Raw genomic sequence first — 20866 nt, 5'->3', positions numbered from 1 at the left:
CAAGTCATCTGATTCGCAAAAAATAAACTATTATATAATGGAGGTTCTACCATGAGTAAAGAAGCAATCTTGGAAGCAATCAAAGGTATGACCGTTCTTGAACTGAACGATCTCGTTAAAGCAATCGAAGAAGAATTCGGCGTAACTGCAGCAGCTCCGGTTGTTGTAGCTGGCGGCGGCGGCGGTGCTGCAGCAGCTGAAGAGCAAACTGAATTCGACGTAATCCTGACTAACGCTGGTGCTTCCAAAATCAACGTTATCAAAGTGGTTCGTGAAATCACAGGCCTCGGCTTGAAAGAAGCAAAAGACTTGGTTGACAACGCACCAAAACCACTGAAAGAAAAAGTGGGTAAAGAAGAAGCAGACGGCGTTAAAGCCAAATTGGAAGAAGCAGGCGCAACTGTAGAAGTGAAGTAATCACTACTTCTCCTATAACAAACCCCTTGAACTTGATTCAAGGGGTTTGTTGCCTATCACCCTCTTATTTGAGGGAGCAGGAATGGATATAATAGGGGACGGACCGTGAATTGATCCTAAGAAATAATGGAGGGAACACGTAATCATGTCAGATCACTACTACTCCAACAAGCCGACCGCAGCTCATGATCGTAAGACTTGGGACGCTAAGTTGAGGGGACAAACCTTTCGCTTTGTGAGTGATGCGGGCGTATTTGCCAAAGGGGGCGTTGATTTCGGAAGCCGTACATTGATCGAATCGATGGACATTCCGGAAGATTCCGAAGTGCTTGATGTTGGCTGTGGTTACGGACCGATTGGACTTGCGGCTGCCAAGCTGGCTAACCGGGGGCATGTGATGATGATCGACGTGAACTCACGTGCCGTGGAATTGGCCAAGGAAAATGCGGCTGCCAATGGCGTGAACAACGTGACGATTACGGAAAGCGATTTGTTCTCGGCCGTAGGAAACCGGCAATTTGACGTTGTGCTGACCAATCCACCGATTCGCGCCGGCAAAGCCACGGTTCATGCGATCTTTGAAGGTGCCTTTGAACGCTTGCGTTCAGGCGGATCCCTATGGGTAGTTATTCAGAAGAAGCAAGGTGCACCATCGGCGAAGGAGAAGTTGGAGACTCTTTTTGCACGGGTGGAGGAAGTGACGAAGGAGAAGGGGTACCGCATCTTTAAAGCGGTCAAAGCCTGAGATGGAATTAAGGTTGACTTGACAAAATCGATATGTTATTATTATAAAATGTCAGCATTAGGATGCCCTCGGTGGCTTTAGTTTGGTGAAATGTCAATAGCTTTGCGAAAACAATGCATAAAAATGTGTTGTTTTACGTATAATATGCACATTTTGGATAAACTAATAAATACGGGGACATCAGAGCAGAAACAGACACGGATAAATGATGCTCTTTTTTCGAAAGCATTCGATAAGGGCTTTTCTTTATTTGTGGATGAATCCGTATGGTCCTATTATAAGGGCACAAACACGGGTTCGCAATGTATTTTTAAAGTGAGTAGACATGAGGGGTGAGTTTAAGTTGGCAGGACATCTTGTTCAATATGGTCGACGCACTCGGCGTAGTTATGCGCGAATTAACGAGATACTCGAAGTACCGAACCTGATCGAAATCCAGCAGAAATCCTATGAGTGGTTCTTGGAAGAAGGCCTTCGGGAAATGTTCCAAGATATCTCGCCGATTCAGGATTTCACCGGGAATCTGGTGTTGGAGTTTATCGATTACAGCCTGGGCGAACCGAAGTATACGGTGGATGACGCGAAGGAACGCGACGTTACCTATGCGGCGCCGCTTCGGGTAAAAGTCCGGCTTATTAATAAGGAAACCGGCGAAGTCAAAGAGCAGGAAGTATTCATGGGAGATTTCCCGCTGATGACCGAAACCGGCACGTTCATTATTAACGGTGCGGAACGGGTTATTGTCAGCCAGTTGGTTCGCTCTCCTAGCGTCTATTTCAGCACGAAAGTGGATAAGAACGGTAAGAAAATGTATACCGCAACCGTTATTCCGAACCGCGGCGCTTGGCTCGAATTGGAGACGGATGCGAAGGATATTATTTACGTGCGGATCGATCGTACTCGTAAAATTCCGGTGACCGTGTTGCTTCGTGCGCTTGGTTTCGGAACCGATGCGGAAATTTTGGAGTTGCTCGGCAACGACGAATATATCCGCAATACGCTTGACAAGGACAATACGGATTCGACGGAGAAAGCGCTGATCGAGATTTACGAACGTCTGCGTCCAGGCGAGCCGCCGACACTAGAAAATGCGAAGAGCTTGCTCGTGGCCCGCTTCTTCGATCCAAAACGTTACGATCTGGCCAATGTCGGTCGTTACAAAATCAATAAAAAGCTGCATATCAAAAACCGTTTGTTCAACCAACGTCTCGCTGAGTCGTTGATCGATACGAACACGGGTGAAATCATTGCCGAAGCCGGCCAAATGGTGGATCGTCGTCTGTTGGACGAGATTTTGCCGCATCTTGAGAACAACGTTGGTTTCAAGAATTACCATGTTGCCGGCGGTGTGCTTGATGCAGATGATGTACCTCTGCAAACCATCGACGTATTCTCGCCGATTGAAGACGGTAAAGTGGTTAAGGTGATCGCGAATCGCAACATCGATAAATCGGTGAAGCATATCACTCCTGCTGATATTATTTCTTCAATCAGCTATTTTATCAATTTACTGCACGGCATCGGCAGCACGGACGATATCGACCATCTTGGCAACCGCCGTTTGCGTTCGGTCGGTGAGCTCCTGCAGAACCAATTCCGCATTGGCTTGTCCCGGATGGAACGCGTCGTGCGCGAAAGAATGTCGATTCAAGACGCTAATGTGATCACGCCGCAAGCTTTGATCAACATTCGTCCGGTCATCGCATCGATTAAAGAGTTCTTCGGCAGCTCGCAATTGTCGCAGTTCATGGACCAAACGAACCCGCTTGCTGAGTTGACTCACAAACGCCGTTTGTCCGCACTGGGTCCTGGTGGTTTGACTCGGGAACGCGCCGGCATGGAAGTCCGTGACGTTCACCCGTCCCACTATGGACGGATGTGTCCGATCGAAACGCCGGAAGGTCCGAACATCGGTTTGATTAACTCCTTGTCGACGTTTGCGAGAATTAACGAGTACGGCTTTATTGAAGCTCCGTATCGTTGGGTTGATCCGAAGACAGGAGTCGTTACCGATCAAGTCGCTTACCTGACGGCAGATGAGGAAGATAACTATATCATTGCCCAGGCCAATGCGAAGTTGACCGAAGATAACAAGTTCGAAGACGAATCGGTTATCGTTCGTTACAACAAACAGTCGGATAACATCTTGACCATGCCGAGCAGCCGTGTAGATTACATGGATATTTCGCCGAAACAGGTCGTATCCGTCGCGACGGCGCTGATTCCGTTCTTGGAAAATGACGACTCGAACCGTGCGCTTATGGGTTCGAACATGCAGCGTCAAGCGGTACCGTTGCTCATTCCGAAGGCTCCGCTCGTCGGAACCGGGATGGAACATAAATCGGCCAAAGACTCTGGTGTCTGCATTGTGTCGAAATATGATGGGATCATCGAGCGTTCGGCGGCTAACGAAATTTGGCTGCGCCGCGTTGAAGTCGTGGATGGCAAGGAAGTCAAAGGCGACCTTGTTAAACATAAATTACACAAATTTATGCGTTCTAACCAAGGAACCTGCATTAACCAACGTCCGATTGTGAAGCGGGGAGAAGTCATCAAGAAAGGTGACATCCTGGCGGATGGTCCTTCGACCGAAATGGGTGAATTGGCACTCGGCCGTAACGTAGTCGTTGCCTTCATGACTTGGGAAGGCTACAACTACGAGGATGCGATCCTGCTTAGTGAGAAGTTGGTGAAGGAGGATGTATACACTTCGATCCACATCGAGGAATACGAATCCGAAGCCCGCGATACGAAGCTGGGGCCGGAAGAAATTACCCGCGACATTCCGAATGTCGGCGAAGAAGCGTTGCGTAACCTGGATGAACGCGGGATTATCCGCGTCGGCGCAGAAATTGCCGCTGGCGATATCCTGGTCGGGAAAGTGACGCCGAAGGGCGTAACCGAACTGACGGCAGAAGAACGCCTGTTGCACGCGATCTTCGGGGAGAAGGCTCGCGAAGTCCGCGATACTTCTCTGCGAGTGCCGCACGGTACGGACGGGATTGTCGTCGATGTGAAGGTGTTCACCCGCGATAACGGTGATGAATTGCCGCCGGGCGTGAATCAACTCGTTCGCGTATACATTGCGCAAAAACGGAAAATCTCCGAAGGCGATAAAATGGCCGGACGCCATGGTAACAAAGGGGTCGTGGCTCGTATTTTGCCGGAAGAAGATATGCCGTTCATGCCGGATGGAACACCGGTACAGGTTGTCCTGAATCCGCTGGGCGTACCTTCGCGGATGAACATTGGGCAGGTGCTGGAAATCCACCTGGGTATGGCTGCATTGCAAATGGGTATTCACGTAGCTACGCCGGTATTCGACGGAGCGAACGAAGAAGATGTGTTTGACACGATGGAAGAAGCCGGTATGCAACGTAACGGTAAAACGATCCTATACGACGGCCGGACAGGCGAACCGTTTGAACGCGAAGTCACCGTCGGCGTCATGCACATGATTAAACTCGCACACATGGTTGACGATAAAATCCATGCTCGTTCGACAGGTCCTTACTCGCTCGTTACGCAGCAGCCGCTGGGTGGTAAAGCTCAGTTCGGCGGTCAGCGTTTCGGGGAGATGGAAGTGTGGGCGCTGGAAGCTTATGGCGCCGCTTATACGCTGCAAGAGATTCTTACCGTCAAATCGGACGACGTGGTGGGCCGGGTGAAAACCTACGAATCCATCGTCAAAGGAGAAAACGTGCCTGAACCGGGCGTGCCTGAATCGTTTAAGGTCTTGATCAAGGAGCTGCAAAGCTTAGGTATGGACGTCAAGATCCTGACCGAGAACGAAGAAGAGATCGAGATGAAAGAGATCGACGACGAGGACGATGCGTCGGGCGACAAGCTTAGTCTCAATCTGGAAGGCGCAGAAGTCGGCGTAGAATAGAGCGTTATACAGTCAAATCAGGACTTGGTTAAGGAGGGATGCTCCTTGTTGGACGTCAACAACTTCGAGTTTATGAAAATTGGGCTTGCTTCCCCAGATAAAATTCGTTCTTGGTCCCGCGGAGAAGTGAAGAAACCGGAAACGATCAACTACCGTACGTTGAAACCAGAGAAGGAAGGGCTGTTCTGCGAAAAGATTTTTGGCCCAACCAAAGACTGGGAATGTCATTGCGGTAAATATAAACGCGTTCGCTACAAAGGCGTCGTCTGCGACCGCTGCGGCGTTGAGGTTACTCGCGCTAAAGTGCGCCGCGAACGGATGGGGCATATCGAACTGGCAGCGCCGGTGTCTCATATTTGGTACTTCAAAGGGATCCCGAGCCGGATGGGCCTTGCGCTCGACATGTCTCCGCGTTCCTTGGAAGAGATCATTTATTTTGCATCTTATGTCGTAACGGATCCAGGCGAAACGCCGTTGGAGAAAAAACAACTATTGTCCGAGAAAGAATACCGCAGCTACCGCGAGAAATACGGCTACGGATTCCAAGCCGGCATGGGTGCGGAAGCGGTGAAGAAGCTGCTCCAGGATCTCGATATCGACAAAGAACTTGATTTTCTGAAGGAAGAATTACGCACGGCCCAAGGTCAACGCCGTAACCGTGCAATCAAACGTTTAGAAGTCATCGAAGCGTTCAAAAGCTCCGGCAATGAGCCGGAGTGGATGATCCTCGACGTGCTTCCGGTGATTCCGCCGGAACTGCGCCCGATGGTTCAGCTCGATGGCGGCCGTTTTGCAACGTCCGACTTGAACGATTTGTATCGCCGCGTCATCAACCGGAACAACCGGTTGAAACGTCTGCTTGACCTGGGCGCGCCGGACATCATTGTTCAAAACGAGAAACGCATGTTGCAGGAAGCTGTTGACGCTCTGATCGACAACGGTCGCCGCGGGCGTCCAGTTACAGGTCCGGGCAACCGTCCCTTGAAATCCCTGAGCCATATGCTCAAAGGGAAACAAGGTCGGTTCCGGCAGAACCTGCTCGGGAAACGGGTTGACTACTCCGGTCGTTCTGTTATCGTTGTAGGCCCGTATCTGAAAATGTACCAATGCGGTTTGCCGAAGGAAATGGCGCTGGAGTTGTTCAAGCCTTTCGTCATGAAAGAGCTGGTTAACAAAGGTTTGGCCCATAACATCAAGAGCGCAAAACGCAAAGTTGAACGTGTCAGTCCGGAAGTTTGGGACGTGCTCGAAGAAGTCATTAAGGAGCATCCGGTTCTCTTGAACCGCGCACCTACGCTTCACCGTCTCGGTATCCAGGCGTTCGAACCGATTCTGGTTGAGGGCCGTGCCATCCGTCTGCATCCGCTCGTTTGTACGGCGTACAATGCCGACTTCGACGGTGACCAAATGGCTGTTCACGTGCCGTTGTCTGCGGAAGCTCAAGCGGAAGCTCGTATCTTGATGCTGGCATCGGGCAACATTTTGAACCCGAAAGACGGTAAACCTGTCGTTACGCCTTCGCAGGACATGGTCCTCGGCTCCTACTATCTGACGATGGATAACAAGGAAGCCAAAGGCGCCGGCATGATTCTGTCTTCGATTAACGAAGCGGTATCGGCTTATCAACGCGGAACGGCTTCTCTGCATGCGCGGGTAGCGATTCCAACTAAAGCGTTGGGCAAAACCAGCTTTACGGAAGCACAGCAAAATGCTTTGCTGATCACGACCGTGGGTAAAATCATTTTCAATGAGATTTTCCCGGCTAGTTTCCCATATATCAACGAAGCAACTCGGGTGAACTTGTTCCAAGGAACGCCGGATCATTACTTTATCCATGATAAAGGCGCCAATGTTCTGGAACGTATCATGGCTGCTCCGCTAGCAGGCGGTGTCGGCAAGGAATACCTCGGCGAAATTATCGGCCGCTGCTTCGAAATCTACCATACGACGGAAACCTCCGTCATACTGGACAGAATCAAGCAAACCGGTTTTACTTACTCGACTCGTGCGGGTGTAAGTATCGCGGTGGCGGACGTTATCGTGCCTCAGGAGAAGCAGGAAATCCTGCGTGATTCCGATGAGAAAGTCCGTGTTGTAACGAACCAATACCGTCGCGGTTTGATCACCAACGAAGAACGGTATGACCGCGTTATTGATATCTGGTCTAAATGTAAGGATCAAATCACCGAAGTGCTCATGAAATCGATGGATCGCTACAATTCCATCATGCTCATGGTTGACTCCAAGGCACGCGGTAACAAATCGCAGATCACCCAGCTGGGCGGTATGCGGGGTCTGATGGCCAACCCGGCGGGTCGGATCATCGAGCTCCCAATTAAATCGAACTTCCGCGAAGGCCTGACCGTCCTCGAGTACTTCTTGTCGACGCACGGTGCGCGTAAAGGTTTGGCCGATACCGCGCTGCGGACTGCCGACTCCGGTTACTTGACACGCCGACTTGTCGACGTGGCCCAGGACGTTATCGTTCGCGAAGAAGATTGCGGTACGGATAAAGGCTTTACCGTTAGCGTGATTCAAGATGGTAAAGAAGTCATCGAGGACCTGTACGACCGGATCGAAGGCCGCTACTCGTTTGAAACGATCAAGCATCCGAAAACGGGTGAGATCATCATTCATCGCAATGAATTGATCGACTCCGATAAAGCGCATGAAATCGTAAATGCAGGCATTGCTAAGCTGCAGATCCGTTCCGTGCTCAGCTGCCGTGCCCGTCATGGCGTGTGCAAGAAGTGCTACGGACGCAACCTGGCCACCGGGAAACACGTGGAAATCGGGGAAGCTGTCGGGATCATCGCGGCTCAATCGATCGGTGAACCAGGGACACAGCTCACCATGCGTACGTTCCATACCGGGGGCGTTGCGGGTGACGATATTACCCAAGGTCTTCCGCGGATTCAGGAGTTGTTCGAAGCTCGGAATCCGAAAGGTCAAGCAACGATCAGTGAGATCGACGGCGTGATCAAGGAGATCCGTGAAGCCAAGGACCGCCGCGAAATCGAGGTTCAAGGCGAAGCAGAAACGAAGGTTTACTCCGTCACTTACGGTTCTCGTTTGCGCGTCAGCGAAGGCGATGAAATCGAAGCTGGCGACGAGTTGACGGATGGTTCGATCGACCCGAAAGAAATTTTGCGCATCAAAGGGATCCGCGGCGTACAGAACTACATTCTGCAGGAAGTACAACGCGTATACCGGAACCAAGGCGTAGAAATCAACGATAAGCACGTTGAGGTTATGATTCGCCAAATGCTGCGCAAGATCCGGATCGTCGATGCCGGCGATACGCCGCTCTTGCCAGGCTCTTTCGTTGACCTGCACGAGTACGAAGTCGCCAACAAAGACGCGATCCTCTCCGGGAAAGAGCCGGCGGTTGCCAAACCGGTTCTGCTCGGGATTACGAAAGCGTCGCTGGAAACCGACTCCTTCCTGTCCGCCGCTTCCTTCCAGGAAACGACGCGGGTGCTTACCGACGCTGCCATCAAAGGTAAAGTCGATAAGTTGCTCGGTTTGAAAGAGAATGTTATCATCGGTAAGCTGATTCCGGCCGGTACCGGCATGAATCGTTATCGCAGCATTCAATTTGAAGAACCGGAGCAAGACGAGAAAGCAGAAGAAAGCCTAGAGCCTGTTTCCGTAGAGTAACTAATTAAACGAAGCTATTACCGGCGCGGCCCTGAAGCAAGTTGTTTCCGGGGCGCGCCGGCCTGTTTTCTTAGGTGAAATCCGCTGAATAATTTGCTTGACATCGGCTATAGCGGAGTGATACTATATCATAGTGCGTGAGTAAGGATAAACCCTGTGCTTTGGAGGACGTCATGATGTCTAATGATAAAGGACTACGGGACGCACCGGTTAAGATCGGCAGCAAGCAAACCATGCGAATGGTCGAGCTTGGACGGGCCGAGGAAGTTTACGTTGCTGAGAATGCAGATCCGCGTCTTACATCAAGGGTCGTCGCTTTATGCAACCAACACGCCGTCAAAGTCACATATGTGGATACGATGGCCAATCTCGGCAAGGCTTGCGGGATTGAAGTGGGAGCGGCGATGGCTGCGATTGTAAAGTCATAGTTGATCGAAAATGTTTTTGCTAATGAGGGTGACTCCTTGGCAAAAACATTTCCTTTGTTCTTTTATGAACCGCCTGGGTCTGTGGGCTTAATCAAGAGCTTTGTAAAGTGAAATGAATTCTGAGGAAGGGGGTGGCAACAACATGCCAACTATTAACCAATTAGTACGTAAGGGACGCCAAGATAAGGTGTACAAATCCAAATCGCCAGCATTGCAAAGAGGTTTTAATGCTCTGAAACGTGAGGCTACGGATTTGAGTTCTCCGCAAAAACGCGGTGTCTGCACTCGTGTAGGTACGATGACTCCGAAGAAACCGAACTCCGCACTTCGTAAATATGCCCGTGTTCGTTTGACGAACCGTGTAGAGGTGACGGCTTACATTCCAGGGATCGGTCACAACCTGCAAGAACACAGCGTGGTGCTGATTCGTGGCGGCCGGGTCAAAGACCTTCCAGGTGTGCGTTACCATATCGTACGCGGAGCTTTGGATACCGCTGGGGTTAACAATCGGATGCAAGCACGTTCCAAATACGGCGCGAAACGTCCGAAAGCGAAGAAGTCCTAAGATCATTCGCGATCGAAAGATGGCTTTCTGAACTAGCATTTCAATGAAGGTTCAAAAAGTTGGGTTTGGAGCACCGAGAAGGTTGGGTGAAGCTAGGGACTGAGTAGCGGAGCGTAGATAGATCTACGTGAGCAACGGAAGGCCCGGCTGAATTCAAGATTCGATGTCGAATAAGCTTCTCTGTTCCTGCCTCGTGATCGCAAGACGACTTTTTGAATTACAACTTGGTTTTAATTATTGTTGAAAGGGGGATAACAAACTATGCCACGCAAAGGTCCAGTTACGAAGAGAGACGTGTTGCCAGATCCGGTGTATAACAGCAAATTGGTTACTCGCTTGATCAACCGCATCATGCTTGACGGTAAACGCGGCGTTGCTCAAAGCATTCTGTACAATGCGTTCAACCTCATTCAAGAACGTACGGGGAATGACCCTATGGAAGTGTTTGAAGCAGCGATCAAAAATATCATGCCTGTACTGGAAGTTAAAGCTCGTCGTGTCGGCGGCGCAAACTACCAGGTTCCAATCGAGGTTAAGCCAGAGAGACGTACATCCTTGGGATTACGTTGGCTCGTTAACTACTCCCGCAACCGCGGTGAGAAAACGATGGAAGAACGTTTGGCTGCTGAGATCATCGATGCATCCAACAACACAGGCGCTTCCGTGAAGAAACGCGAAGATACGCACAAGATGGCGGAAGCGAACAAAGCGTTCGCGCACTACCGTTGGTAGGATAACGCCCGTATTTCAAAATTTATATTTTGAAGGGAGACAGATTCATGGCAAGAGAGTTCTCCTTGAAAAATACACGTAATATCGGGATTATGGCGCATATTGACGCCGGTAAGACAACCACGACGGAACGGATCTTGTTCTACACAGGCCGTACGCACAAAATCGGGGAAGTTCACGAGGGTGCTGCGACAATGGACTGGATGGAACAAGAACAAGAGCGCGGAATCACGATTACGTCCGCTGCGACGACCGCTCAATGGAAAGGTCACCGCGTAAATATCATCGATACCCCGGGACACGTCGACTTCACCGTTGAAGTCGAACGTTCCCTGCGTGTATTGGACGGGGCTGTAGGCGTGTTCAGTGCTAAAGAAGGCGTTGAACCGCAGTCTGAAACCGTTTGGAGACAAGCTGACCGTTATGGTGTTCCACGGATCGCTTACGTCAACAAAATGGATATCATCGGTGCTGATTACCTGAACGTTGTCAAAGATATGCGCGAGCGTCTGCAAGCGAATGCAGTTGCAATCCAACTGCCGATCGGTGCGGAAAACGACTTTGTCGGGATTATCGATATCGTTGCGCAAAAAGCGTTTATGTATAAAGATGATTTGGGTCAGGATATCGAAGAAACAGAAATTCCTTCTGAATTCGTAGCACAAGTTGAAGAGCTTCGTGCGGAACTAGTTGAGAAGGTTGCTGAGCTGGACGAAGACTTGACGATGAAATACCTCGAAGGTGAGGAAATCACCGTTGAAGAACTGAAAGCAGCGCTCCGTAAGGGTGTTGTCGAAGTGAAAATCTTCCCGGTTATCTGTGGATCTTCCTACCGTAACAAAGGGGTTCAGCTGATGCTGGATGCCGTTATCGATTACTTGCCAGCTCCAATTGACGTACCAAGCATCCAAGGTCACTTGGAAGACGGTACGGAAGTGGAACGTCACTCTTCCGATGAAGAGCCGTTCTCGGCGCTTGCATTTAAAATCATGACCGACCCTTATGTGGGTAAGCTGACGTTCTTCCGCGTATACTCCGGTATTTTGCAATCCGGTTCCTATGTGTTGAATGCAACGAAAGGCAAACGCGAACGGATCGGACGTATCCTGCAAATGCACGCCAATAGCCGTCAAGAGATCTCCGAAGTTTACTCCGGTGATATCGCGGCAGCTGTTGGTTTGAAAGATACGGGGACAGGTGATACACTGTGTGATGAGAAGGCACCGGTTATTCTTGAATCGATGAACTTCCCTGATCCGGTTATCGAAATCGCCGTTGAACCTAAGACGAAAGCTGACCAGGATAAAATGGGCGTTGCTCTCGGTAAACTGACGGAGGAAGACCCAACGCTTCGTGCTCATACGGATGAAGAAACGGGACAAACGATCCTTGCTGGTATGGGTGAGCTTCACCTTGATATCATCATCGACCGGATGCGCCGCGAATTCAAAGTTGAGACGAACGTAGGTAAACCACAAGTTGCTTATCGTGAAACGTTCAAAGCTCCTGCACGCGTCGAAGGTAAATTCGTTCGTCAGTCCGGTGGCCGCGGTCAATACGGTCACGTATGGGTTGAATTCGAACCGCTGGAACCAGGTACTGGTAACCAATTCGAGAGTAAAATCGTCGGTGGTTCCGTTCCTAGAGAGTATATCGCTCCGGCACAACAAGGTATTGAAGAAGCTATGAAGAATGGCGTACTCGCAGGCTTCCCGCTTGTAGACGTTAAAGCCACGATCGTAGACGGTTCTTACCATGATGTCGACTCCAGTGAAATGGCGTTTAAAATCGCCGGCTCTATGGCCCTGAAAGCGGCTAAAGAGAAGTGTCAACCGGTTCTGCTTGAGCCGATCATGAAAGTCGAAGTAACGGTGCCAGAGGAGTACATGGGTGACGTTATGGGTATGCTGAACTCTCGCCGTGGCCGTATCGAAGGTATGGACTCTCGCGGTGGAGCGCAAATTATCCGTGCGAAAGTGCCTCTCTCCGAAATGTTCGGTTACTCGACAACTCTTCGTTCCGGTACGCAAGGACGCGGCGTATTCTCGATGGAACTTTCTCACTATGAAGAAGTTCCAAGAAGTATCTCCGAAGAAATCGTATCCAAGAACAAAGGCGGAGAGTAATTTAATGTATTTGCTGGTCGGGAGACCCGTTCTTCCGATCGGTCACACATAACAATCCATATTTTAAGGAGGAACTGTTTAAAATGGCAAAGGCTAAATACGAACGTACAAAACCGCACGTTAATATCGGTACGATTGGTCACGTCGACCATGGTAAAACAACTCTGACTGCAGCCATCACGACTGTATTGTCCAAAACATATGGCGGTGCTGCTGTAGCATTCGACCAAATCGACAAAGCTCCAGAAGAGCGCGAACGCGGTATCACAATCTCGACGGCACACGTTGAGTATGAAACCAACAACCGTCACTACGCACACGTTGACTGCCCAGGACACGCCGACTATGTTAAAAACATGATCACCGGCGCAGCTCAAATGGACGGCGCAATCTTGGTTGTATCCGCAGCTGACGGCCCAATGCCGCAAACTCGCGAGCACATCCTGTTGTCCCGTAACGTAGGCGTTCCTTACATCGTCGTGTTCCTGAACAAATGCGACATGGTTGAAGACGAAGAGTTGCTCGAATTGGTTGAGATGGAAGTTCGTGACCTGTTGAACGAATATGAGTTCCCAGGCGACGACACTCCGATCATCCGTGGTTCCGCTCGTGAAGCTCTGCAAAACCCAGAAGGCGATTGGGCTAAGAAAATCGTTGAAATGTTCGAAATCATCGACGAGTACATTCCGTTGCCAGAACGTCCAGTTGACAAACCGTTCCTGATGCCTGTCGAGGACGTATTCTCGATCACTGGCCGTGGTACAGTTGCTACGGGTCGTGTTGAACGCGGTACGGTTAAAGTCGGCGACGAAATCGAAATCGTGGGTATCCACGAAGAAACGAAAAAATCCGTCGTTACTGGCGTTGAAATGTTCCGTAAATTGCTCGATTCCGCTCAAGCGGGCGACAACATCGGCGCATTGCTCCGCGGTGTTGACCGTAACCAAATCGAACGCGGTCAAGTATTGGCTAAACCAGCTTCCGTTAATCCGCATACTGAGTTCAGCGCTCAAGTATACGTATTGACTAAAGAAGAAGGCGGACGCCATAAGCCGTTCTTCTCCGGCTACCGTCCTCAGTTCTACTTCCGTACTACGGACGTAACTGGCATCATCAACCTGCCAGAAGGTACTGAAATGGTTATGCCTGGCGATAACATCGAAGTTACCGTTCAACTGATCTCCCCAATCGCGATCGAAGAAGGAACTCGCTTCTCCATTCGTGAAGGCGGACGTACAGTTGGATCCGGTGCCGTTGTTAACATCAGCAAATAATAAGGCTTAATCAGCCTGAAAGAAGGAGCTGCACTCCGGTTTCGGAGAGCAGCTCCTTTTATTTTATGGAAAACAAAAACTTCAGATATTATGCTTGCGTTTCGCCTATCTTTTCTATATAATAGTGAATGTTGTTCTGTGACGTTGCGATGATGTGAGAGGTTACTGACACACCCGGCCCCTTTGCCATGGGAGGGGTGCCAGAAAATTTTCACGGAGTATGTCCGATACTAAATTGGGCGATAGAAGGAGGGACTAAAATGGCAAAGCAAAAAATTCGTATTCGTTTGAAAGCTTACGACCACAGAATTCTTGATCAATCCGCAGAGAAAATCGTTGAAACGGCAAAACGTTCGGGTGCTGGCGTATCCGGGCCGATTCCGCTGCCAACTGAGAAACAAGTGATTACTATTCTCCGTGCGGTACACAAGTACAAGGATTCCCGGGAACAATTCGAACAACGGACGCACAAACGTCTGATCGACATTGTGAACCCGACTCCACAAACTGTGGATGCCTTGATGCGCTTGGACCTGCCGTCCGGTGTAGATATCGAAATCAAATTGTAATACCTACTATATGTAAGGTAACCAGGAAAGGAAAAGAGGTGTCAACATGAAAGGTATCTTAGGGAAAAAACTTGGAATGACTCAAGTGTTTACTCCGGAAGGGAACGTAGTTCCTGTAACGGTTATTGAGGCGAGTTCTAACGTGGTTCTGCAGAAGAAAGATCTGGAGAATGACGGCTATGAAGCGATCCAAATCGGTTATGCCGATAAGAAGGAAGCAAGAGCGAACAAACCGGAAGTTGGGCATGCGAAGAAAGCAGGCGCAACGCCTAAGCGCTACGTTCGCGAGATTCGCGGTGTTGATTTGGCAGGATACGAGGTTGGCCAAGAGGTCAAAGTCGATATTTTTGCTGAAGGCGAATTTGTTGACGTAACAGGTATTTCGAAAGGTAAAGGGTTCCAAGGCGTAATCAAACGCTGGGGACAAAGCCGCGGCCCGATGGCTCACGGTTCCCGTTACCATCGCAGACCAGGTTCGATGGGTTCCATCCAAGCGAACCGTGTTCCTAAAGGCAAACACCTTCCAGGACATATGGGCAGCGAAACCGTAACGATCCAAAACCTCGAAATCGTGCGCGTGGATGCAGAACGCAACGTACTGCTTGTTAAAGGCTCGATTCCAGGTCCTAAAAACAGCTTCGTTAAAATCAAACAAACCATTAAGAAATAATTAGCCCTCAAGAAAGGAGGAACAACAAATGCCAAAAGTAGCACTTTTCAATATTAGCGGTAGCCAAGTAGGCGAAGTGGAATTGAATGACGCCGTATTCGGAATTGAACCGAACGCGCATGTCCTTCATGAAGCTGTAGTCATGCAGCGCGCTTCTCTGCGTTTTGGTACGCATAAAGTTAAAGGACGCTCCGAAGTTCGTGGCGGCGGTCGTAAACCTTGGAAACAAAAAGGTACAGGGCGGGCTCGTCAAGGCTCCATTCGCGCTCCTCAATGGAAAGGCGGCGGCGTGGTATTCGGACCAACTCCGCGCAGCTATTCCTACAAACTGCCTAAGAAAGTTCGTCGTTTGGCGATCAAATCGGCGCTCTCGTCGAAAGTGATCGATCAGGACATCATCGTATTGGATACACTTGCGATGAACGCTCCTAAAACGAAAGAATTCGCGGCGATTTTGAACAACCTGAAAGTGGAACGCAAAGCTTTGATCGTAGCGCCTAGCTATGACGACAATCTGGCGCTTTCCGCACGCAATATCCCAGGTGTTAAATTCGTAGCGGCAGACGGCATTAATGTTCTTGACGTGCTGACGCACGACAAACTGATCATTACGAAGGAAGCAGTTCAGAAGGTAGAGGAGGTGCTCGCGTAATGAAAGATCCTCGCGATATTATCAAACGCCCGGTGATTACGGAACGTTCTACGGAATACATGAACGACTTGAAATATGTCTTCGAAGTAGATCTGCGTGCCAACAAAACCGAAGTCAAACAAGCAATTGAGTCGATTTTCGGTGTGAAGGTTAAGAACGTTAACACCCTGCGTGTTCCCGGGAAGTTGAAACGTTACGGACGCTACTCCGGATACACTCCTGAGTGGAAGAAAGCTTTTGTTACATTGACTGCGGACAGCAAGCCGCTTCAATTCTTTGAATCGGTATAAAATCGTTTAAAGTAAGGAGGGAAATCTCGTGCCAATCAAAAAGTACAAACCGACATCCCCGGCAAGACGCGCCATGAGCGTGTCGACCTTCGAAGAAATTACGACGGATCAACCGGAGAAATCTTTGCTTGCGCCGCTGAGCAAAACGGCTGGCCGCAACAACCAAGGTAAAATTACTGTTCGTCACCACGGCGGCGGGCATAAACGTAAATACCGCATCATCGACTTCAAACGGAACAAAGATGGAATTCCAGGCCGCGTTGCTACGATCGAATACGATCCAAACCGGACTTCGAACATCGCTTTGATCCATTATGCCGATGGCGAAAAACGCTACATCATCGCTCCTAAAGGTTTGAAAGTGGGCGACGTGATCGAATCTGGCGTAGGCTCCGACATCAAAATCGGTAACGCTATGCCGCTGGAGAACATCCCGGTAGGTACTGTAATCCACAACATCGAGCTGAAACCAGGCAAAGGCGGACAACTCGTTCGTGCTGCTGGTACAGAAGCTCAATTGCTCGGTAAAGAAGAGAAATACGTTACGATCCGCCTGTCTTCTGGCGAAGTACGTAAAGTCTTGAAAGTTTGCCGTGCAACGATCGGTTCCGTGGGTAACGGTGACCATGAGCTCGTGAAAATCGGTAAAGCAGGACGCAACCGCTGGCTCGGACAACGTCCGGAAGTGCGCGGTGTCGTCATGAACCCGAACGATCACCCTCACGGTGGTGGTGAAGGTCGCGCTCCAATCGGCCGTAAATCTCCGTTGTCTCCTTGGGGCAAACCGACCCTGGGTTACAAAACTCGTAAAAAAGGCAAAGCATCTGATAAATATATTGTTCGTGGTCGCACGAAGTAATCCGCATATCGCGGATCACTTCGCGGCTTGAACGAGCGTAACATGCAGCGCATTGTGAAGGGAGGATAAATGAATGAGTCGCAGTCTGAAAAAGGGACCTTTTATCGACGGTTACCTGCTTAAGAAAGTCGAGGAAGCGAGCGCTTCGAGCAAGAAGGTCGTGATCAAAACTTGGTCCCGTCGCTCCACGATCTATCCGCAATTCATTGGTCAAACGTTTGGTGTTTATGATGGCCGCAAGCACGTACCGGTGTATGTGACCGAGGATATGGTCGGACATAAACTGGGCGAATTTGCTCCAACCCGGACCTACAAAGGTCATACGGATGACGATAAGAAAACGAGACGTTAATAACGATAAGTTCTTCGTTTGAGAGGAGGTAATACTACATGGAAGCTAAAGCACATGCAAGATCGATTCGTATTGCTCCCCGCAAAGCTCAGCTCGTTATCGACCTGATCCGCGGTAAGCAAGTTGGCGACGCGATCGCGATTCTCCGCCATACGCCAAAGGCGGCGTCCCCGATCGTTGAGAAGCTTTTGAACTCGGCGATTGCCAATGCTGAACATAACTATTCTATGGATGTAAATAAATTGGTGATTACGCAAGCTTACGTAAACCAAGGTCCGACGATGAAACGTTTCCGTCCACGGGCAATGGGACGTGCTAGCCGGATCAACAAACGCACCAGCCACATTACTTTGGTGGTATCCGAAAAATAAGGAGGGAAAACGTGTGGGCCAAAAGGTAAATCCGGTCGGATTACGAGTAGGGATTATCCGTGATTGGGAATCCAAATGGTACGCAGGCAAAGATTTTGGTGATCTCTTGCTGGAAGACGTAAAAATTCGTGAGCACCTGAAAAATAAACTGAAAGACTCCGCGGTATCTCGGATTGAGATCGAGAGAGCGGCAAATCGTGTGAACGTTACGATCCACACAGCCAAGCCGGGTATGGTTATCGGTAAAGGCGGTTCGGAAGTAGAAAACCTGCGCGGAGCAATTACGAAAATCGCAGGCGGTAAAAAAGTTCACATTAACATTTCCGAAATCAAACACCCCGATCTTGACGCAATCTTGGTTGCTGAAAGCATCGCACAACAATTGGAACGTCGCGTTTCTTTCCGTCGTGCGCTGAAACAAGCGATTCAAAGAACGATGCGTTCAGGAGCTAAAGGGATTAAAACGGCAGTCAGCGGTCGTCTCGGCGGTGCTGAAATTGCTCGTACGGAAGGCTACAGTGAAGGAACTGTTCCACTTCATACGCTCCGCGCCGACATCGATTACGGTACGGCAGAAGCGCATACAACTTATGGCCGCATCGGCGTAAAAGTATGGATTTATCGTGGAGAGGTTCTTCCTACGGCTAAGAAACAACAAGCTGCTCAGGAAGGAGGCAACTAATCATGTTGGTACCTAAACGCGTAAAACACCGCAAACAACAACGCGGTAATATGAGAGGCCAAGCAAAAGGCGGCACTGAACTTAACTTCGGCGAATACGGCCTGCAAGCTTTGGAGCCGACTTGGATCACGAACCGTCAGATCGAAGCAGCGCGTATCGCGATGACTCGTTACATCAAACGTGGCGGTAAAGTATGGATTAAGATTTTCCCTGACAAGCCGATTACTCAAAAGCCTCTTGAAGTCCGGATGGGTAGCGGTAAAGGTAACGTAGAAAAATGGGTCGCAGTTGTGAAACCGGGCAAAATCATGTTTGAGCTTGCCGGTGTATCGGAGGAAATTGCACGCGAAGCGATGCGTCTTGCCGCCCACAAACTGCCGATCAAAACGAAGTTTGTGAAACGTGAAGAATTGGGTGGTGAAGCAAATGAAAGCTAATGAACTTCGCAACTTAACCACTGCTGAAATCGAACAAAAAATCGCAGGTTTTAAAGAAGAACTCTTTAACCTCCGTTTTCAGTTGGCTACCGGCCAACTCGATAACCCGACTCGGATCCGCGATGTGCGTAAGGAAATAGCTCGTGCTAAAACCGTTATCCGTGAAAGAGAACTTGGGATTATCAGTTAAGAAGCGCTAAATGCGTAAGCGAAGCGCCTAAGTCCAGGAAGGAGGCTAACCATGAGCGAACGTAACAGCCGTAAAGTGCAAATTGGTAAAGTCGTCAGCGACAAGATGGACAAAACGATCGTTGTTGCTGTAGAAACCTACAAAAAGCATGATTTGTACCACAAACGTATTAAATATACGAAGAAGTTTAAAGCGCATGACGAGAACAACACCGCGAAAATCGGAGATACCGTCAAAATCGCCGAAACTCGTCCGTTGTCCAAAGACAAACGCTGGAGACTCGTTGAAGTCGTTGAAGAAGCGGTTATCATTTAATAGCACGGTAGCTTAGACCGAAAGGAGGAAATATCCATGATTCAACCATTTACACGTTTGCAGGTTGCTGACAACTCCGGCGCGAAGGAACTGATGTGTATCCGCGTTTTGGGTGGTACGGGTCGTCGTACAGCACAAATCGGAGATCTGATCGTTTGTTCCGTCAAACAAGCAACACCAGGCGGCGTTGTCAAAAAAGGTGATGTAGTCAGAGCGGTTGTCGTTCGTACGAAACGTTCGGTTCGTCGTAAAGACGGTTCCTACATTGCATTCGATGAGAACGCAGCGGTTGTTGTTAAAGAAGATAAGAGCCCACGCGGAACGCGTATCTTCGGACCTGTCGCTCGCGAACTTCGCGACAAAGACTTTATGAAGATCGTTTCCTTGGCTCCGGAAGTTATCTAAGAACACCCCATAAACAAACGGGGAGCCCGATTTAACAGGAGGTGTAAACCAAGTGCCTAGACTGAAGAAGATTCTTGAATCTCATAACAATAAGCTGCACGTCAAAAAGGACGACACGGTCATCGTGATTTCCGGTAAAGACAAAGGCAAAAAAGGCCGCGTCATCGCCGCTTATCCTCGCGAAAACCGCGTTCTTGTGGAAGGCGTGAACATGGTTAAGAAACATCAAAAACCAAATCAACTGAATCCACAAGGCGGCATTATCGAGAAAGAAGCTCCGATTCACGTTTCGAACGTAATGCATGTTGATCCGAAGAGCGGAAAAGTAACCCGTATCGGTTACAAAGTATTGGACAACGGCAAGAAGGTTCGCGTAGCGAAGAGATCCGGAGAAGTAATCGACTAATCCAGTAACGTTAAGAAAGGAGGTCCATGATTCATGGCAGCAAGAATGAAAGAACGCTTTTTGAACGAAGTAACACCTGCTTTGGTTCAAAAATTCAACTATACAACGGTAATGCAAGTACCGAAGATCGAGAAAGTCGTTATCAACATGGGTGTTGGTGACGCTGTAGCGAACTCCAAAGTGCTTGATTCCGCAGTAAACGATATGCAGTTGATCGCTGGTCAAAAGCCGGTTATCACCCGTGCGAAGAAATCCATCGCCGGTTTCAAACTGCGTGAGAACATGCCGATCGGCGTGAAAGTAACCCTTCGCGGTGACCGCATGTACCATTTCCTCGACAAACTGTTTAATGTAACGCTTCCGCGTGTCCGTGACTTCCACGGCGTATCGACGAAAGCATTCGACGGTCGCGGCAACTATACGCTGGGCCTGAAAGAGCAACTGATTTTCCCAGAGATCGAATACGATCAAGTGGATAAAGTGCGTGGTATGGATATCGTCATCGTAACGACGGCGAAAACCGACGAAGAATCCCGCGAGCTCTTGACGCAACTCGGCATGCCGTTTGCTAAGTAAAAGTCCATTTTCTCCGAAACTATTTAGGAGGTGTCAGGCTAAGTGGCTAAAACTTCGATGAAAGTTAAACAACAACGTACACCTAAATTCAAAGTTCGGGCTTATACCCGTTGTGAACGTTGTGGTCGCCCACATTCGGTATTGCAAAAGTACAAGATTTGCAGAATTTGCTTCCGTGAATTAGCTTATAAAGGCCAGATTCCTGGCGTGAAAAAAGCAAGCTGGTAATTAATCAACAACGGGAAGGAGGTTTACA

General features: G+C 49.5%; 24 protein-coding genes. All 24 read left to right on the top strand.

The annotated features are described in order from the left end of the window. The first annotated feature begins 51 nt into the window (after positions 1-51). The 24 genes from rplL to MKZ15_RS20435 all read left to right on the top strand — a co-directional run bounded on the left by rplL (position 52) and on the right by MKZ15_RS20435 (position 20838). Positions 52-417, top strand: coding sequence for a 50S ribosomal protein L7/L12 (gene rplL, locus MKZ15_RS20550; protein ID WP_155608373.1), 366 nt, complete (start codon positions 52-54; stop codon positions 415-417). 145 nt (positions 418-562) lie between these two features. Continuing rightward, on the top strand, positions 563-1162 hold the full coding sequence (locus tag MKZ15_RS20545) for a class I SAM-dependent methyltransferase (protein WP_193418672.1): 600 nt from the start codon (positions 563-565) through the stop codon (positions 1160-1162). 343 nt (positions 1163-1505) lie between these two features. Continuing rightward, on the top strand, positions 1506-5051 hold the full coding sequence (rpoB, locus tag MKZ15_RS20540; RefSeq protein ID WP_155608375.1) for a DNA-directed RNA polymerase subunit beta: 3546 nt from the start codon (positions 1506-1508) through the stop codon (positions 5049-5051). 45 nt (positions 5052-5096) lie between these two features. Further along, a complete protein-coding gene (gene rpoC, locus MKZ15_RS20535) occupies positions 5097-8711 on the top strand; it encodes a DNA-directed RNA polymerase subunit beta' (protein WP_339817720.1) in 3615 nt (1204 codons plus the stop codon). 176 nt (positions 8712-8887) lie between these two features. After that, positions 8888-9139: a ribosomal L7Ae/L30e/S12e/Gadd45 family protein gene (locus MKZ15_RS20530; RefSeq protein ID WP_193418678.1), complete on the top strand. Its 252-nt coding sequence runs from the start codon at positions 8888-8890 to the stop codon at positions 9137-9139. Between the two features lie 142 nt (positions 9140-9281). Beyond that, a complete protein-coding gene (gene rpsL, locus MKZ15_RS20525; protein ID WP_018753998.1) occupies positions 9282-9704 on the top strand; it encodes a 30S ribosomal protein S12 in 423 nt (140 codons plus the stop codon). Positions 9705-9965: 261 nt separating this feature from the next. Beyond that, positions 9966-10436, top strand: coding sequence for a 30S ribosomal protein S7 (gene rpsG / locus MKZ15_RS20520; protein ID WP_091234482.1), 471 nt, complete (start codon positions 9966-9968; stop codon positions 10434-10436). A gap of 47 nt (positions 10437-10483) precedes the next feature. Further along, entirely contained in the window at positions 10484-12562 is a 2079-nt protein-coding gene (fusA, locus tag MKZ15_RS20515) for an elongation factor G (protein ID WP_193418680.1), read from the top strand. Between the two features lie 83 nt (positions 12563-12645). Then, positions 12646-13836, top strand: coding sequence for an elongation factor Tu (gene tuf, locus MKZ15_RS20510; RefSeq protein WP_155608379.1), 1191 nt, complete (start codon positions 12646-12648; stop codon positions 13834-13836). Positions 13837-14096: 260 nt separating this feature from the next. Next, on the top strand, positions 14097-14405 hold the full coding sequence (gene rpsJ, locus MKZ15_RS20505) for a 30S ribosomal protein S10 (protein WP_009226637.1): 309 nt from the start codon (positions 14097-14099) through the stop codon (positions 14403-14405). Between the two features lie 46 nt (positions 14406-14451). Then, positions 14452-15075, top strand: coding sequence for a 50S ribosomal protein L3 (gene rplC, locus MKZ15_RS20500; RefSeq protein ID WP_155608380.1), 624 nt, complete (start codon positions 14452-14454; stop codon positions 15073-15075). Positions 15076-15103: 28 nt separating this feature from the next. Then, positions 15104-15727 carry a 50S ribosomal protein L4 gene (gene rplD / locus MKZ15_RS20495; protein WP_155608381.1) on the top strand — a complete coding sequence of 208 codons (624 nt, stop codon included), beginning with the start codon at positions 15104-15106 and terminating at the stop codon, positions 15725-15727. After that, positions 15727-16017, top strand: coding sequence for a 50S ribosomal protein L23 (rplW, locus tag MKZ15_RS20490; protein WP_155608382.1), 291 nt, complete (start codon positions 15727-15729; stop codon positions 16015-16017). Before rplD ends, rplW begins: the two co-directional genes overlap by 1 nt. Before the next feature lie 28 nt (positions 16018-16045). Further along, the gene (rplB, locus tag MKZ15_RS20485) at positions 16046-16876 is read left to right on the top strand and encodes a 50S ribosomal protein L2 (RefSeq protein WP_193418682.1); all 831 of its coding nucleotides are present in this window, start codon (positions 16046-16048) and stop codon (positions 16874-16876) included. Positions 16877-16949: 73 nt separating this feature from the next. After that, positions 16950-17228 carry a 30S ribosomal protein S19 gene (gene rpsS / locus MKZ15_RS20480; RefSeq protein WP_059048886.1) on the top strand — a complete coding sequence of 93 codons (279 nt, stop codon included), beginning with the start codon at positions 16950-16952 and terminating at the stop codon, positions 17226-17228. A gap of 38 nt (positions 17229-17266) precedes the next feature. Continuing rightward, on the top strand, positions 17267-17599 hold the full coding sequence (gene rplV, locus MKZ15_RS20475) for a 50S ribosomal protein L22 (RefSeq protein ID WP_059040325.1): 333 nt from the start codon (positions 17267-17269) through the stop codon (positions 17597-17599). A 13-nt stretch (positions 17600-17612) separates the two neighbouring features. Next, positions 17613-18281 (top strand): 30S ribosomal protein S3, encoded by a 669-nt coding sequence (gene rpsC / locus MKZ15_RS20470; protein WP_193418684.1) that lies wholly within the window; start codon positions 17613-17615, stop codon positions 18279-18281. A gap of 2 nt (positions 18282-18283) precedes the next feature. Then, positions 18284-18718: a 50S ribosomal protein L16 gene (rplP, locus tag MKZ15_RS20465; RefSeq protein ID WP_059040326.1), complete on the top strand. Its 435-nt coding sequence runs from the start codon at positions 18284-18286 to the stop codon at positions 18716-18718. Further along, complete coding sequence (gene rpmC / locus MKZ15_RS20460) at positions 18708-18908, top strand: 50S ribosomal protein L29 (RefSeq protein WP_018753986.1); 201 nt, start codon at positions 18708-18710, stop codon at positions 18906-18908. The genes rplP and rpmC overlap by 11 nt, the downstream gene beginning before the upstream one ends. A gap of 51 nt (positions 18909-18959) precedes the next feature. Beyond that, positions 18960-19223: a 30S ribosomal protein S17 gene (rpsQ, locus tag MKZ15_RS20455; RefSeq protein WP_036619522.1), complete on the top strand. Its 264-nt coding sequence runs from the start codon at positions 18960-18962 to the stop codon at positions 19221-19223. Positions 19224-19259: 36 nt separating this feature from the next. Continuing rightward, positions 19260-19628, top strand: a complete 369-nt coding sequence (rplN, locus tag MKZ15_RS20450) for a 50S ribosomal protein L14 (protein ID WP_009226648.1) — start codon at positions 19260-19262, stop codon at positions 19626-19628. Between the two features lie 52 nt (positions 19629-19680). Continuing rightward, positions 19681-20034, top strand: coding sequence for a 50S ribosomal protein L24 (rplX, locus tag MKZ15_RS20445; protein ID WP_009226649.1), 354 nt, complete (start codon positions 19681-19683; stop codon positions 20032-20034). A gap of 33 nt (positions 20035-20067) precedes the next feature. Continuing rightward, complete coding sequence (rplE, locus tag MKZ15_RS20440; RefSeq protein ID WP_155608383.1) at positions 20068-20610, top strand: 50S ribosomal protein L5; 543 nt, start codon at positions 20068-20070, stop codon at positions 20608-20610. 42 nt (positions 20611-20652) lie between these two features. Then, complete coding sequence (locus MKZ15_RS20435; protein ID WP_009226651.1) at positions 20653-20838, top strand: type Z 30S ribosomal protein S14; 186 nt, start codon at positions 20653-20655, stop codon at positions 20836-20838. Positions 20839-20866 lie beyond the last annotated feature (28 nt).

This window comes from Paenibacillus sp. FSL R7-0216 (genome assembly GCF_037969915.1).
GTDB classification, from domain to species: Bacteria; Bacillota; Bacilli; order Paenibacillales; family Paenibacillaceae; genus Fontibacillus; species Fontibacillus rhizolycopersici.
This window is presented reverse-complemented; position numbering and strand designations above follow the sequence as displayed.